Source organism: Vibrio sp. TBV020, assembly GCF_046056895.1.
Classification (GTDB): Bacteria; Pseudomonadota; Gammaproteobacteria; order Enterobacterales; family Vibrionaceae; genus Vibrio.
The window spans coordinates 1,136,457-1,152,416 of record NZ_JBEEAQ010000001.1 but is presented as its reverse complement, the minus strand read 5'-3'; the positions used below and the strand labels follow the sequence as shown (position 1 = coordinate 1,152,416).

Below are 15,960 nucleotides of genomic sequence, written 5' to 3'. Positions count from 1 at the left end.
GTTAGTCTTAACTCTACATGGACGTAGACCTACCACTTAACGAGGTTACAAATGTTTATACGCAGGTCTATTCTGGCTCTAACATCCCTTTCTATTGCACCGCTTTCCATGGCACAAGAGTCTGAAATTCAAGATATGTCCGACCCTTTGGCGGTCTACACCCAAGCAGGCTTTGGTTACACAGATAAAGGTCTCAACATCAAGCTCGGCCAAACCTATGATACGGGCAATGATTCGACAATGGGAATGAATGTACTCGAAGTTAAAGGCTTTGGCGGCGAGGCTCTAGGCTGGAGCAACCGTAATAGCGATGACAGCATCGACTCGATTCGATTTAGAAATTTTGGTGTTGACCTGACTAATGGTCGTGGTGCACAAGTCGATATGAACTGGGACTTTGATCGCAACCAAGGTTCAGCATCTTACAGTTTCATTCAAGCATTGCCACAACTAGGAATGTTCAACTTCTACCCACTAGCTGGCTTAGGCATTGCCGCAGGAGAGGAGTTAGACGGGACAACGGGTGGAGACTTAGACTCTAACCAGGTTCGAGATCGTTATAACCTACATGGTACGTTCTACGTGGCAGGTATGTACGCAAAAATGCAAATGACTGAAAAGATTTGGCTCAATTATAACCCAATGTATATGGGCACAATTTCTGGTTCATCAGCATACCAGGATACTGGGTTTCAGCAGGATGACTCAATCATGACCCATGAGTTTTCAATTGGTTATCAGTTAATGCCAAGAGCCAATGTACGCTATTTTGCCAACTGGACAGAAAACACCAACTACAACGATGGTGATCATCGTATTGAGTTTAATTACCAGTTTTAATCAATAGGTGAAAGCGAGCTGACCTGCTTCTTCGCTTGTCAGCTTTTAAACCTCAATCAGTGATTTCATCATTTCATACAACCATAAGTGCTTCTTACTCTTTCTATTTTTCTTATGGATATAGGCACACAAACGCAACGTCGTAAGTTCTTCAACATCCGTTACTTTTATTGCTCTTAGCCCCTCTCCACAATGTTTTACAAAGTTCTCTAGTCCCGGAACAACTAAGTCTGTTCTCAACACAATCTCGCGAATACTGATGGCCGATGTACTCCTATGAACCACATTAATATCTAGGCCTTTCTTAGCGACAACTTGCTCAATGAGGGAAGTATGGAAAGTATTAAAAAACGGCATTTCAACGAGAGCAAAGTCGTAGTCTAAAAGCTCCTCAATCGTTGCTGTTTCTTTCTTAAAAGGATGGTCTTCTCTCACCACCGCAACGAAATTAACTTCTCCTAAAGGTAGCTCGTAGATATCTTTTGTCGTATTAGAAAACTGAAACTGAACTGCAATATCTACCTGATCCGTTTTCATCATAGCTGGCGTTTCAGTGGTCATATTGTGAGAAGCGAAAGTCACGTTTGGACACTGCTTTGAAATCTCAGCAAACATCATCGGAGAGAGCCAAGGAATGATTTGCTGCCCCATATCGACAGTGATAGTGCCATCAAGGTCACTAGGTTCAAATTCGCCGTGAGTATTCACCGCATTGGACAAATGAGTTAAAGCTGGAGACAAAGCGGAGAAAAGACTGTCAGCGAACGGAGTCGTATCAAAACCTTTTGGAGTTTTAACAAATAATTCGTCCTCAAAGTGGTCTCGCAACTTATTAATGTTTTGACTCACTGCAGGAGGGGAAATAAATAGCAATTCAGAAGACTTCTTTAAGTTACGCTGTTGATATACAACAGAAAACAACTTTAGGAGATTTAAATCGAGATTTTTAAACTTATCGCTACTCATCATTGGTCCTTCGACTTCATCCACATATTAAGCTCAGCTTAACAGCAAGGTAACTAAATTCAAATATTCGAGTTTTAATTGGCTCTTTATCATCGCAGACATAGGTAATGGAAAACGAGTCAGCGAGCACTTTGCCACGCTGATTCGGCAAGTTTTAGAAGGACGATGATTAAACCTTCGAATCAGCGAGCAAAAATATGAAAAAAACGATTCTAACTTTATCTCTAATGGGCACCTTCAGCTGTGTGGCTGCACCCGTGACAATGGACAACTACGTTGTTGCTGAATCTGATTGGTACTTTACAGGCGTACAAGAAAAAGCCGGCGTGAACACATGGATGCATGATGATCCCGTGAGTATTGAGAACCAACAAGTGATCCGTTCTAACCGTGATGTTGTCTACTCCATTGCTATCGTTGATGTCAGTAAAGGAGCTACATTCACAGTACCCAAATCTGATGAATTTCAGATTATTCACATTATTGATGAGCACCATTTATTCCACCAAGTTGTGAAAAATGGTGAAACCCTAAAAGTAACAGCAGATGACATTCAAGGTGAGTATGTTTACCTACTAGCAAGAACACGCGATAACGGTGACTACACCGACACAAAACATCGCCAAAGTCAGTTAAAGTTTGAAGCAAATGCAGCGCGACCATACACATCAAAAGGCTTTGATGCCGATGAAGTTATTGCTTTTCGCGATGAGTTAGTTCGTCAGGTCAATTCCGGAGAGCAACCTATTGCTGGGCACAACGCCTTCGGAAAAACGCTAGAAGATGTTGATCCCCATAACTACCTGTACGCTGCAGCTTATGGCTGGGGTGGGTTACCTATGGATACCGCTCAATATGTGCCTCTGCAAGTTACTTCCGACGAATGCCAAACGTGGACCATTGAGAAGCCGTCCCTAGATTGGAAAAACAACGGTTATTTATCTGCTACTTTCTATGGTGCTGATGGCTGGATTCATGAAAATGATTTTTATATTCCGCACAGTGAGATGAAAGATAATGGCAATTCTTTCTCATTCACAACCAACTGCGAGCTAGGTTTAGGTAACGCAACAGTAGAAAAAGGTGGCAACTTCTTAGTTAGAATGTATCTACCTCTTGATGCTGCACTCGTCAAAGCACAAGCAGACAATATGTACACAGTTAAAGGAAAGTAGCTTCATTAAGTTGACCAATAAAAGTAGATAGGGCTGGCCATGTGTCAGCCCTATCTATTTTGTCTTTTCTATCATTCCAACCTTAACTTTATGAATAGACTAACTTTTTAAAGCACTACTTATCAATAAAACTTATTAAGCTCAGCTTAACATCTACTTTAAAATCGATGAATATTCAGAAATAAAAGAAGCCATTAATATTCACGCATCGCTTCCAAGGATGGTCCGAAATAAATTTTAACTCTAACTTAGATAAACCGGACTTAATTACATGAACATGAATAAAACAATTTTAGCCGCTTTGATTACAACCGCATTTTCAAGCAACGTTCTAGCGCAAAAAGTAGATATTGAGCAAGCTAACTTAGCAACAGAAAAAACCATTCAGTCTCAAATGGAATCTATTGATACCGCAACCATGGCAAAGCTTAATGCACAAAATAGCAAGATCGTAGAACTTGACGGCAAAGTGTATCAACAAGATGAGTCAGGCATGTGGAAAGCAATTGGCGGTGGTGCTCTTGGTCTTACTGCTGCGCTATTTAGTGGTTCTTCAAGTAGTGGCAATTCATCACCTACTATAGATGACGATTTCCCAATCGCAGATAACGATACTCCGGGCTTTCCAGGTGTAGATAATGATATTCCTCGCGATATCAATCTAATTACGCACGGTGATACTGCATACATGTACGTTAATGGTGAAGAAGTTCGCAGTGCAACTCTCGACGTAACATCAATAGACAACTTTACAATTACTGGCTCAGAGGGTGCTACGTTCCATGTAACTGGCAATGATGTATTGGTAACAATGGTGAACGGTGAGAGCGTTAAACTTCATAACGTGAATCGTACCGACGACCGCAATATCTCGTTCTCTGTTGAAGGTGAAAACTACAACCTGCACCGCACATACAGTGGTGAAGTTTGGGTTCAGAAAGAGCAAGGTAACGGCACTGGAAACTGGGCAACGGTAAAGACTGGCGCAGATGTACTGGCTAACATCCAAGAACGTCAACTGATCAATGCGATTGATAAGACATTACCAGAAATGGATAACAGACCAGATAACGGTCTTAAAGCTCAATGGTCTATTGGTGAAGACGAAAAAGGTCGTAAAGCGCTCATGAATAATGGCGAAGTCGTGGCTTACATAGCTAATGATGGTACTCGCTTACGCAATGCAGACAATGAGCCACTGGGTTCAATCACATCATCAGTAAATGGTAACGGTGCAACGACTTATTCTGTAACACTCAATAACAACTCTAAATATGAAGGCGCTACAATTACTTACCGCGAAGGTAATGCTGGCAACCACAATATGACATTCACATCTTCTGATGGTCAAACGACTTACCATTGGAGACACGATCGTGGTTTTTACAAAGTAGACGTGGATAATACTTGGGGGCAAGAGCTTCCTGATTTAGACAATTCTCCAGAATGGGGAGTTGATGCACCTCAATGGGCGGATTATGACAATGATAGCATCAAGAATCGTGAGTTCACCCAAGACAAGAAAGCTCTCGAAGCTCTAGCTAAAGAAGCGGGATTTGAAATGATGGGCGACTACCTTGATTGGCAGTCTGGCTTCAGCGATTTCTCCGCTGAAGAAAAAAACGAGATGGCTTTCACGATGCTATCAGGAGGTGAGCTGACTGGTAAACAAATCATTCTAATGAACAACCTGACATTGAATGGCAATGTATCAATGCTTCAAACGCTTATGAACGACGCATACAATCACGTTGGTTCATGGGATACCGTGACAAGTGCTATCAATGCTGCATATGACAAAGAGTTTACGACTGACGGACTACAAAAGTTTGCAGGTCGTAATCAAGATTCTTTAGGTGCTGAACGTAATGCTCAAGCTATCAGACTTCTTATGAGTATCGAAGCGAATGGTGCTGAATGGGTCAAACATCAGATTAAAACAGAAATCAAAGACCGTATCGTTACTGACCCTGATTTTGGTCAAGGCGAGCGCCTAAAGAATATCGACCGTTCTAAGTTAAAGGATCTAGACCAATCGCAACTTAGTAACATCAGGACTCGCATTCAAACACGTTTAGCTAAGTAACTATTAGCTCTCTTTACAACTAGACTTCAGCTGTCTTTAGATACCCTGTTTTCTAGCTGTAATGCTTATTAACTGAACCAATGAGTTCATGTAGGACAATGGATTGTCCACCCTTTTTAAAGCCTATTAAGCCTCTCTTAATAGGTTTTTTCAATTAACTCAATATTCCAATTACTCTCTTATTCATATCATCTTCATCAATGCTTAACAGCTCTCATGGATAGAGATCTAGACACGGTTTCAACATGAATAAAATACGTACCCTCGCACTACTTTGTTTCCCTCTGACTGCACATGCTGATTGGCAAGATGTCGTTGATTACGTCGGTGATACATTTAGAGTTTCCATAAGCAAAGAAAACTACCTTGAACAAAACTATGATAACGAGCTGACCTACACACTCTATGGATCGCACAACTTCAATGAGACTTGGCGTGTATTCGGGCAATACGATAGCGATCATTTTGGAGAATTAGGCATTGGATATTCGTTTATTGTTGCAGATCTCATCTACAACGAAGTCACCGTTGCAGCGGGTGGTAATCTAGACGATGTGGATGTGTATAACGCTGGACTGTTTAGCGCTTTTGCTTGGGAAGATGCCGTTTTTTATACCGACATTACCGTTCAATATATAGACCAAGAACATTATTTTTTTCGAGACGAAAGCATTTCGTTAGATAAAACCATCGGCAGTTTTTATGACGTAAATGATTGGCTGTCTCTATCTCTCTCATACACTCATCAAATGACTCATTACAATAAGCTTACAGGTAACCATTTAAAATGGTATGGAGACGGGGGGTACTCTCATTATTTGAGCCCCGGTGTCACCGTCTCTATATTTGGAGTTAAGCCGACCGTTTCATATAACTATTACTTTGACACCCCTGAACACAACACTATTGATTTCAACCTAACTTTTGACTTTTAGATTTCACGTTTAGTCAGGTAAATCCACGCTAGCCAGTGTAGGCTCAGGGATCGCTTGCTCAATCCACCTAGATAGTGCAGCAAACAAGACTTGTTCCACTATCTTTGTCAACCAATCATAGTTCTTAAAAAATCGGCTTCCTTCGGTCTTTGATGTAGAAAAGTAGACTGATTGAAATAAACAAGAACGAAAAATAGTAGAAGAATGACGAGAGAGATGCGATGAAATCCACGTGCTCTTCTATTTGTTGCTCAGTGTATCCCTGAGATAGCAACTTATAGTAGTAAGCGTATAGAACGCCTATCAAACCGTAGCCTAGGTTAAACATTAAACCTTTGAAGCTGAGTACCGTGGCTCGATTATGGGATTCAGTCTTCTTGTTCAGGTGATAACTAATGAATATGTTCATCGTCATAATGATGAAGATTAATACTAGCGCGGGTATGACTCCATAGATAGACCAGCCTAAACTAATCCAATAGTAGGTGGCCATGGTCGCTAACCCCATGATCACAATAAAACTTTTTGGCGCTATACTTTCCGCTAATCTACGACTTTGCCCTGCAAGAACGATTTTGAGCACACTGATCCCAGCGCCAATAAAACCGAAGTAGAGTATCGGGATATCTATCGCACTGTAGTATTGGCTGTTCATGGTTAAGAACATGCGTGACGTGTGCTCGAATAAGCTGTAGTAAAGTAAAATGAAAAGCACGTAAGGTGTCGAAAGTACCCACTTACCCGTATTCAACGTCAGTTTTAAGCTTTCCATCGTGGTTGCCAATTTACTGCCATCATTAGATAAGACTTTTTTCTCTTCCTGCATATTGAATGCGGAATAAATAGCAAACATGGCAACGATTAACGTGGCATAAACAGGAATACGCATAATGTCTTGCGTGCTTTCTGGCGCTGTAAAACCTAAAGCAGAATAAACGTGAGTCATAACGTTCACATCATACATAGCGGCACCGATTAGAGTCACAAAGATGCCAACACTCGAAGAAATACGAAGCTGGATCTGTAAAACTCGTGGCCACAGCTCTTCTTTGCCCTGCTCCTTTAAAGTGTCGTAGGCCAAAGCTTCATCAGCGCCACTTGCCAATGCCATGGCCAAGCCACTTAATATCCGGTTAATCAAAAATACCACAAAGACCAAATCTAAGTTGCCCGTAGGTACAAAGGCAATCATTGCGATCTCAATAAACATTACTAGTGAAGATAGAACCACTAGTTTTTTACGGCCCAACGTGTCTGCAAACGCTCCAGACGGCACTTCAGCAAGAACAATCGTGGCAGCCCACACCACATTGAGCATGGCAAATTGAGAAAGTGTTAAGCCGTAGTCGAGGTAAAGTAAGGTGAATACTGGGTAATAAAAACGTGCAAAGTAGCTACTTCGAAACATTAGGAAATAGCGTACATTGCGAATTTGAAGGATCTCTTTAGACGTCATGTCGTTTACTGCTCTTTAGATAGCATAAGCTTATTAGAACTCATTGGGGAATGATAAAAAAATGGTTCAGTCTTTAAAATCATAGGATTATAGCAAAGATCCTGACCATACAGATTTCGAAAACGCATCAAAGTGCCACCCTAACTACCTTCTTAGCTTGATTATTGTTGCTATATGGCAACAGTAATTTGATTAAATTGCTATATATCAACTAACAAGATTTTCTTAATATACCTCCATCGCAACGAACTACGCTAAGTAAGACCGTTGCTTCTTAATTCAAGATTTGGAGAAACAAAATGAAAAAGTTAGTTGTTATTACAGGTGCAAGTTCTGGTATTGGTGAAGCTATTGCTCGTCGTATGAGCGCTGCAGGTCACCCACTGCTTCTTCTTGCTCGTCGTGTAGAGCGTCTTGAAGCGTTAGACCTACCAAACACTATGTGTGAGAAAGTCGACGTAACAGACAAAGCGTCTTTTGAAGCAGCCATTGCTAAAGCCGAAGCTGTTTACGGTGAAACTGATTGTATCGTAAACAACGCTGGTATGATGCTACTAAGCGAACTTGCTGACCAAGATGCCGCTGAGTGGAAGACAATGTTCGATGTAAACGTAATCGGCCTAATGAACGGTATGCAAGCAGTACTAGCGCCAATGAAAGCACGCCAATCTGGCACAATCATCAACGTAAGCTCAATTGCTGGTCGTAAAACATTCCCGAACCACGCAGCTTACTGTGGCACTAAGTTCGCTGTACACGCTATCTCTGAGAACGTTCGTGAAGAAGTAGCAGATTCAAACGTTCGCGTTACAACAATTGCACCAGGTGCAGTTGAAACTGAACTTCTATCTCACACAACATCTGAAGAAATTAAAGCAGGCTACGAAGACTGGAAAGAGAGCATGGAAGGCGTACTTGTTGCTGATGATATCGCTCGCACAGTAGAGTTTGCTTACCAACAACCACAAGGTGTGTGTATCCGTGAGATTGTTGTTGCTGCAACTCGCCAACAACCATAACCACCTAATTAAACCTATCCATAAGCCTCGCACTGCGGGGCTTTTTTTATTTCTGCGTTAATGACCTTTCTACTTGTCAAACGAAGGTGTTAGTCTTGCTAGGCTATTACTATGATTAACCTGCAATGTAACCCACGACCGGGCTAGCAAGTTATCCTCTCTCAAATTATTCATGAATTGAAAACAAATAAGTAAACGACCTATATCATGACAATAAGAATGACTGTTGCGGCAGCACTGTTGTTGAGCTTTTCTGCCTCAGCAAATTGGGACAACCCTGTCGACCGCTACAAAGAAGAATACAAAAACCACCTATCCGCTCGCTGCCCAATTGCGTCAGATGACATTAAACACTTTGTCTATTTTGCGATAGATCGGGATGCCATTCATGACCATCCACTCCTTCATCATGACCGCTTTATTGGTGCGCAAATCATGTACCCATGGGCCAAATTGGAGCCTAAGCGAGGAGAGTATGATTTTAGTATCATCCGCGAAGACTATAACTACCTGAAGTCTCACGGCAAGAAGCTCTTTATACAACTCCAAGATGCGACATTTTATAGTGAAAATAAAGGAGTCCCTGAGTATCTCTTTAGTGAAGAGTTCAATGGCGGAGCCATTCATCAATATACTGACGATGGCGTAGCTCAAGGCTGGGTAGCTAAGCGCTGGAACCCACAAGTTCGCGAGCGATTTGCTCAGTTACTAGTGGCTCTGGGTAAAGAGTTTGATGGGAAAATAGAGGGGATCAACCTCCAAGAAACCGCTATCGGCATCTCAAAAGAAAAAGACCCAAGCTTTTCAGAGCAGAAGTACCTCGACGGTTTAAAGAGTAACATGTTGGCACTGAAAACTGCATTTCCTAATTCGACCACAATGCAATACGCAAACTTTGTGAATGGAGAGTGGCTTCCATGGGAAGACAAAGGCTATTTGAAAAGTGTCTATGAATATGGCGAAGAAATTGGGGTTGGTTTAGGTGCTCCTGATTTGATGATGAAACGACGTGGGCAGCTCAATCACGCTTTGGCGATGATGCATGAATATGATTACAGTGTGCCTATTGGGATTGCTATCCAAGACGGTAATTATATCGGCCAGACAAATAATACTCAGGTTGTAGACAAACGCGAGAATATCGTCCCAGTGCTACACTCTTTTGCAGAGAAGTTTCTCAAAGTCGATTACATGTTTTGGGTCAATCAAGCACCATATTTTGAGCAAGACGTTATGCCTTGCTTCTCAACGTCCCAAGACTAAAAATATTGATGTTTCCTTTTGTACGCAGTAATACAAATCATTACGTACAAAAAGGGAACATTAATCGTTACTAAAAGTGACTTAAGCAGGCTGAAAATAGCCTTCAAGCGTGCTGAAAGGCACTTCGTTCACAATATTGAAATGGGTTTTTAGTGCGTGATTATATGACTCTTCACACTCCAATATTGTTTCAACGTGACCGTTTTTTTGGGCAATTTTGAGACGATTGTTGAACAGCACATTAGGGCCATATTCTGTTCTAGAAACAGCAACAATATTGGCAGTGAACAATGAGCTTTCTCCGGTAGAAGCAAAGTGATTACCGTAATCAATATCTCCCTTACAAACGTAGCCCAAGTCTAGGCTATAGAGATCTGACCAAATCCCTTCCTCTTTGCTTTGGAGCATAGCTCCAAAATTCGAATCTTTCACAAATCTAAAGGTCTGTGTGTCCGTAGTTAGCTCTGTATCATAAGTCAGAGGTAGAGGTGATCTTGGGGTGTTTGCACCAAATCCAGCATCGACTAACCAGATTTGACCGCCGATCGTTACAGTATTGACTAAATGTCCACGCCCAGACGGCTTACCCGATAAATGCACTCTCGCTAGTTTCTGCTCCACATCATAACCGATGGCTTGGAGCACAAGATGTAATAACCCATTTAGTTCGTAGCAGTATCCGCCCCTATCGCTAAGAAGCAACTTGCTAAATAAAGATTCTTCATCTAGCTGGACTCCTTTGCCGTGAATAACATCAAGGTTTTCGAAGGGGATCGTTTGATGCTGTCGTTGGTGCAACACACAAAGCGTTTTGAGATCAGGAGTCACCGCTCCCTCAAATCCAACTTTACTCAGATACGCCGTTAGCATTTGCTCATTCATATTACTCACCGCTCTAAATTGCTGAGGACGCATACGCTAGGGCTTGATTAAACTCAACCTGAGTAACCACCCCTTTGTCCAAGTCAAAATTGTCATAAAAGTTAGGTAGCGAAATTGTACCGATAACATTTGCTGCGAAATATGGCGCTGCTGATGCGGCGGAATCAAGAACGGTTTGAGCACCATTGGCACCAGGGGAAGTAGATAACATCAAAACAGGCTTATTTTGAAACACCTTCATATCAACTCGAGAAGTCCAGTCGAAGAGATTTTTATACGCGGAAGTATAGGTTCCGTTGTATTCGGCAAATGAAACAACGATAAGATCTGCGCTACCCAGTTCGTTGTAAAACGCGTGTGCTAGCTCATGAACGCCTGATTCTTGCTCTCTATCTTCACTATAGATTGGCATTTCAAAATCATTGATATCGATGAGAGAAACATCAGCACCGTCGAATTGTTGAGCAGCATACAATGCCAATTTTTGGTTGATCGAGTTTTTGCTGTTACTTGCGCCAAAAGCTAATACTTTCATGTAATGTCCTCAAATTTAGATTATGTATCGTTAGGTTACCCAGTCCAACGAAAGTGAAATAAGTGGCTGATAACCTAAGCTTTAGACGCGATTGTGAAACCTCAACCTAAGTTGAGGTCAAGAGAATATTTCAAAAAGTTTCGATTCTTTAGTTCTAAAGAACTTTCGTTGGCGCTACGCCGCAACAAACCGGGCTATAGACGTTGGCATTGAATTATTGACACTATCAATTAAAAGATCAAAGTGGCGCAAATTGCACATTCTCATCTCTTATTTCACTTACTATCTTCTACATCAACCAAGCACTTAACCGCTTAACTATGTAGAGGCTATGTCATGAAAAAACTACTTCTTGCAGCAACAATTGCATCCTTATCTGCAGCCGCAAACGCGTCAATCGAGACAAAAGACTGGCATGAATTTGCTTCTCCAGAAGCGCAAGAATTTGCCAAAGCAACCATTGTATTGGACTTCTACGCTTCACCTAGTGCAGTGGGTTTCACCGAAGATTCTGACGTTGCTAAGTATATCGACCTTGCGCATGAGCGTGGTGTGACTGGAGCCTCTGTCACTATTGCTGCACCACATACACCAAACATGTTGGCCTTTAAATCAGAACACGCTAAGTGGACACAAGCGTCATCTTCCGCAAAAACACCTATTCGATATGTCGAGAGCGTTGAAGACTTTCGACTAGCGCATGAAAACGGTGAATACGCGATTATGTGGGCAAGCCAAACAACCATGCCTTTAGAAGGTGATGCCTCAAACGTTGCAGTCATGGCGGAACACGGCATTAAAACCATGCAACTTACCTACAACGAAACCGAGCTTACGGGTTCTGGTGTTATCTCTATGATCAACGGCGATAAATCTGGCCTAACCGAGTTTGGTAAAGAAGTCATTGATGAAATGGTAAAACATGGCATCACCGTCGATTTATCACACACTTCTCATTACACAACGGAAGATATTACTGACTACATGCAGAAGCATCACCAAGGTGTGCCTGTCATTTATTCACACTCACCAATTGCATCAACTTATGGTTGTGAGCCTCACGAAACGTTGAGCGAAACCAAGCAACGTATGGCAGAGAAGAACCTACAAAAAGATCATCCAGATTACCGTCTATCAGCATGCTACCGGCTCATTTCTGATGAGCAAGCAGAGACAGTTGCAGAGATGGGTGGTGTGGTTGCAGTGACCGCGACAGAGTTCATGATGGATGGTATTTGGCCAGAAGATATTTCACCAAAGCAGTTTGCAGAGATGATTGACGGCGCAGTAAAAGTGGCAGGTATTGACCATGTCGGTATTGCAACCGATGACATGATGACAACAGCAAAAGTAGTGCCTTTCGCCGTCGCTAACGCTGATAAGTACGCAGATAACGGTTATATGGTGAATGCCTTCAATAAAGGGGCGACAGGTTGTGCTGAGCTGTCCAAACACATCGCAGGTGTCGTCGATGCATTGTGGGAGATGGGTTACTCAAATGAAAACCTAGCTAAATTGTTTGGCGGTAACTTAATGCGAGTTTACGAACAGACATGGACGCCAAAAGCTTAACCAACGTGGCCCGCTGATTGTGGGCCATTTTTTAGCCGCTGTCTGTATTTTCGCTCCAAACAATTTTGGCGGGAAATGGCAAGTTTGAATCCAAACTCTCTTTACTATGACAGCAAACAGACAGTGATAATAAAGTAAGTTGAGAAATCAATATGACCGTTGAAGTTCAGATACCACCAAAGCCGTCGTTTTTAACTAGGCATAAAGTGAAGTTTATAGTGCTACTTGCTCTCGCATTTATTGGGCTAGGGGCAATGGGCTTAAGTTCCGCTTTTGTCATCCATCATACTGACATTCCAGACTCTTACTGGACGACGACATCCGTTCTAAAAACTAAATTGCTCGACACTCCAGTCTTTATTGGCGCATTGACCATGATGACAGTCGCGACCATTGCTCTTGCTTTATGGGGCTACTGGAAACTCCACTCATTGCCCAAAAAACATTCTGCTCATACTGGTCAACCAAAGTTAGTATTTTGGCTCTGCATGCTGGGTTTCTTTTACGGTTGGTTATGGATTGCAGCCATCATCATTGTAGTGATCGACTGGGAAAGATTGTCGAATGCGATTAAGAGGTTAAGCCACTAATGAAAGAGTTATTGTACCCCTATATTTTTATCTGCTGGTTACTACTCAAAACTGGCATTGTGAAGAAAACAGCGACAAGCCTGACTACTATGGCGATCATCGGAATACTTATGAACGTCGCTGTCTTTTTCGGTCACCGTTTTTACTCGCCTGTAGATTTGACCGACTCCTCGGTTGTAAGGGCTCAATCGGCCATTCTTAGTCCAGTAACAGAGTCAATTGACAAGTATTATGTCGACCACAATGAGCGAGTAACCAAAGGTCAACTACTGTATACCTTGGTAGACGATGAGCAGCAAAATACCATTGACCAGCTTGAAGCAGACATCGGTAGCAAAACCGCTCAGTACGAACAAAGTAAAGCCGACTTAAAGCGACTTATGCAGCTAAAAAACAGCGTTGCTGAGCGAGATATTGATACGCTACAAAGCCAAATTGAGGGATTAGGTTACGACATTGAATCACTTGAAGCGAAACTGGCCCAAGCTCAATATGAATTAAGTCTGTTAGAAATCAGAGCGCCATTCGATGGTGCAATTACAAGGCTTGATACCGCAGAAGGATCGCGGGTAGGTAATCTACAAATATGGAGTACAGAAGATAAAATACTGGAAATGCGTATTCCTGATCAGCTATGGAACCGAGTAAAGCCGGGGCAATTTGCGGAGTTTTATGTTGATGCCTATCCGGGACATATTTTCCGAGGCCGTGTTCATTCAACGACATTAGCAACGGGAGAAGCACGAGGCAGTCACTTAAGCCAAGAGCCAGGAGTTGCGCAGCAGTTAATGAACAACTCAAATAATCTAGGCCGTACCGTTCTGATTGAATTTACCGATCCACCCGGCATAGAGATCCCTATCGGTGCAAGAGGCTCCGCATGGATTGCAACAGAGAAACCTTTCGGGTTGCTTGAGCCTATCGATATGCTGGGAGCGGCAACATTAAGGCTGAAAGCAATGAAGAGTTTCCTAGGCGCCTTCTAATTTAAAACCTAAAGCCTGCGTTACTTTCGATGAGTTTCGCAGGCGAAGGCTTGATTAGTTGCGCTTCCATATTATCCAACGAGAGTTCTAAGCGGTTGAGCTGAAATGATAAGAAACTGTCTTTATATAACATATTGTTTGCGTTATTGTTGAGTGATTAAACTTATGAAATTGATAGATTAATACTCAGTTTCTGAGTTTATCTTCTATCATATTTTGAAGTAACCAAAATATTGGTGGTACCCATTCTGCTACTTGGTCGTTTTGGCTAAAGAATAGATGCACAACCATATCTGGATAGGTTACATAGAAACAAGGAAACGTTATGAAAAAGCTCTTACTTGCTACAGCCATTGGGTTGGCTTCTACTAGCGCATTCGCATCAATTGAGACTAAGGACTGGTATGATGAAGCTTCCCCTAAAGCCAAACAGTTTGTTAAAGACACGATTGTCTTAGACTTTTATGCCTCTCCAAGCGGTACTGGGTTTACCACCGATTCACAAGTTGCGGATTATATCGACCTAGCCCATAAGCGTGGTATTACAGGTGCATCTGCGACAATCGCAGCGCCCAACACCCCTAACCTTCTTGCTTTTAAATCAGAGCATGCCAAATGGACTCAAGCAACGTCTGCTGCCAAGACTCCTATCCGCTACGTAAAAAATGTAGAGGACTTCCAACTGGCGCATGACAACGGTGAGTACGCCGTTATGTGGTCATCGCAAACGACTATGCCGTTAGAAGGGGATGTTAAAAACGTTGCAGTGATGGCTGAGTATGGCATTAAAACCATGCAATTAACCTACAACGAAACAGAGCTGACTGGTGCTGGTGTTATCTCCATGATTAACGGAGATAGTAGTGGCCTGACTAAGTTTGGTAAAGAAGTCATTGATGAAATGGTCAAGCATGGCATCACCGTCGACCTTTCCCATACCTCTTACCAAACAACCAAAGATATCACTGATTACATGCAAGCTAACCACAAAGGTGTGCCTGTTATTTATTCACACTCACCAGTTGCTTCTACATATAACTGTGAGCCACATGAAACAATCAAAGAAACAAAGCAGCGGATGGCTAATGGCAACATCAAAGAAGGTGATCCTGATTATCGACTTGCAGCCTGTTATCGATTGCTTTCAGACGAGCAAGTTAAAACTGTTTCAAATATGGGGGGCGTAGTTTCGGTTGTTGCCGCAGAGTGGATGCTGGATGGTGTTTGGCCTGAAGATATTACCCCTAAACAGTTCGCTGAAATGATTGATGGGGCAGTTAAGATAGCGGGTGTCGATCACGTTGGAATTGCGACAGATGATATGATGACCGTCTCAAAAGTGGTGCCATTTGTTCAAGCTAACCCGGATAAATACGCAGATAACGGCTATATGGTTAATGCTTTCAACCTAGGTGCAACTGGTTGTGCTGAGCTTTCCAAGCATATGGCTGGTGTCGTTGATAGTCTGTGGGAAATGGGATATTCAAACGAAGACTTAGCCAAGATCTTTGGCGGTAACTTAAAGCGGATTTACGCTCAGACTTGGAAATAATCACTACATAAAGCAAAGCGAACCATATACATTCAGCGCCCACAGATGGATATTTGTGGGCGTTTTTTATGAAGAGGAGAAGATCCAAACGTAACTGTATTTA

General features: G+C 42.2%; 14 protein-coding genes. 10 read left to right on the top strand and 4 right to left on the bottom strand.

Translation table 11 applies throughout. The annotated features are described in order from the left end of the window. The first annotated feature begins 51 nt into the window (after positions 1-51). The gene (locus tag AAFX28_RS04930; RefSeq protein ID WP_408686193.1) at positions 52-840 is read left to right on the top strand and encodes a hypothetical protein; all 789 of its coding nucleotides are present in this window, start codon (positions 52-54) and stop codon (positions 838-840) included. A gap of 45 nt (positions 841-885) precedes the next feature. Here the strand turns inward: AAFX28_RS04930 and AAFX28_RS04925 are convergent, their stop codons facing one another. Continuing rightward, positions 886-1,830 carry a LysR family transcriptional regulator gene (locus AAFX28_RS04925; RefSeq protein WP_408686191.1) on the bottom strand — a complete coding sequence of 315 codons (945 nt, stop codon included), beginning with the start codon at positions 1,828-1,830 and terminating at the stop codon, positions 886-888. A 173-nt stretch (positions 1,831-2,003) separates the two neighbouring features. Here AAFX28_RS04925 and AAFX28_RS04920 point away from each other — a divergent pair, with 173 nt between their 5' ends. The 3 genes from AAFX28_RS04920 to AAFX28_RS04910 all read left to right on the top strand — a co-directional run bounded on the left by AAFX28_RS04920 (position 2,004) and on the right by AAFX28_RS04910 (position 6,002). Next, positions 2,004-2,981: a hypothetical protein gene (locus AAFX28_RS04920; RefSeq protein ID WP_408686189.1), complete on the top strand. Its 978-nt coding sequence runs from the start codon at positions 2,004-2,006 to the stop codon at positions 2,979-2,981. A gap of 271 nt (positions 2,982-3,252) precedes the next feature. Further along, a complete protein-coding gene (locus tag AAFX28_RS04915) occupies positions 3,253-5,067 on the top strand; it encodes a hypothetical protein (protein ID WP_408686187.1) in 1,815 nt (604 codons plus the stop codon). A 245-nt stretch (positions 5,068-5,312) separates the two neighbouring features. Further along, positions 5,313-6,002 (top strand): hypothetical protein, encoded by a 690-nt coding sequence (locus AAFX28_RS04910; protein ID WP_408686185.1) that lies wholly within the window; start codon positions 5,313-5,315, stop codon positions 6,000-6,002. Between the two features lie 124 nt (positions 6,003-6,126). Here the strand turns inward: AAFX28_RS04910 and AAFX28_RS04905 are convergent, their stop codons facing one another. After that, on the bottom strand, positions 6,127-7,458 hold the full coding sequence (locus tag AAFX28_RS04905) for an MFS transporter (RefSeq protein ID WP_408686183.1): 1,332 nt from the start codon (positions 7,456-7,458) through the stop codon (positions 6,127-6,129). Between the two features lie 299 nt (positions 7,459-7,757). Between AAFX28_RS04905 and AAFX28_RS04900 the strand changes: the two genes are divergently transcribed. Then, positions 7,758-8,477 (top strand): SDR family oxidoreductase, encoded by a 720-nt coding sequence (locus AAFX28_RS04900; protein ID WP_408686181.1) that lies wholly within the window; start codon positions 7,758-7,760, stop codon positions 8,475-8,477. A 207-nt stretch (positions 8,478-8,684) separates the two neighbouring features. Next, complete coding sequence (locus AAFX28_RS04895; protein WP_408686179.1) at positions 8,685-9,740, top strand: hypothetical protein; 1,056 nt, start codon at positions 8,685-8,687, stop codon at positions 9,738-9,740. A gap of 81 nt (positions 9,741-9,821) precedes the next feature. On the opposite strand, the gene AAFX28_RS04890 is transcribed toward AAFX28_RS04895, so the two are convergent. Further along, a complete protein-coding gene (locus tag AAFX28_RS04890) occupies positions 9,822-10,622 on the bottom strand; it encodes an arylamine N-acetyltransferase family protein (protein WP_408686177.1) in 801 nt (266 codons plus the stop codon). Positions 10,623-10,635: 13 nt separating this feature from the next. Then, positions 10,636-11,157 (bottom strand): NADPH-dependent FMN reductase, encoded by a 522-nt coding sequence (locus AAFX28_RS04885; protein ID WP_408686175.1) that lies wholly within the window; start codon positions 11,155-11,157, stop codon positions 10,636-10,638. 336 nt (positions 11,158-11,493) lie between these two features. Here AAFX28_RS04885 and AAFX28_RS04880 point away from each other — a divergent pair, with 336 nt between their 5' ends. The 4 genes from AAFX28_RS04880 to AAFX28_RS04865 all read left to right on the top strand — a co-directional run bounded on the left by AAFX28_RS04880 (position 11,494) and on the right by AAFX28_RS04865 (position 15,857). After that, a complete protein-coding gene (locus tag AAFX28_RS04880) occupies positions 11,494-12,729 on the top strand; it encodes a membrane dipeptidase (RefSeq protein ID WP_408686173.1) in 1,236 nt (411 codons plus the stop codon). A 152-nt stretch (positions 12,730-12,881) separates the two neighbouring features. Then, entirely contained in the window at positions 12,882-13,319 is a 438-nt protein-coding gene (locus tag AAFX28_RS04875) for a hypothetical protein (protein ID WP_408686171.1), read from the top strand. Then, positions 13,319-14,305: an efflux RND transporter periplasmic adaptor subunit gene (locus AAFX28_RS04870; protein ID WP_408686169.1), complete on the top strand. Its 987-nt coding sequence runs from the start codon at positions 13,319-13,321 to the stop codon at positions 14,303-14,305. Before AAFX28_RS04875 ends, AAFX28_RS04870 begins: the two co-directional genes overlap by 1 nt. Positions 14,306-14,630: 325 nt before the next feature. Next, positions 14,631-15,857: a dipeptidase gene (locus AAFX28_RS04865; RefSeq protein WP_408686167.1), complete on the top strand. Its 1,227-nt coding sequence runs from the start codon at positions 14,631-14,633 to the stop codon at positions 15,855-15,857. The last annotated feature ends 103 nt before the right edge of the window (positions 15,858-15,960 follow it).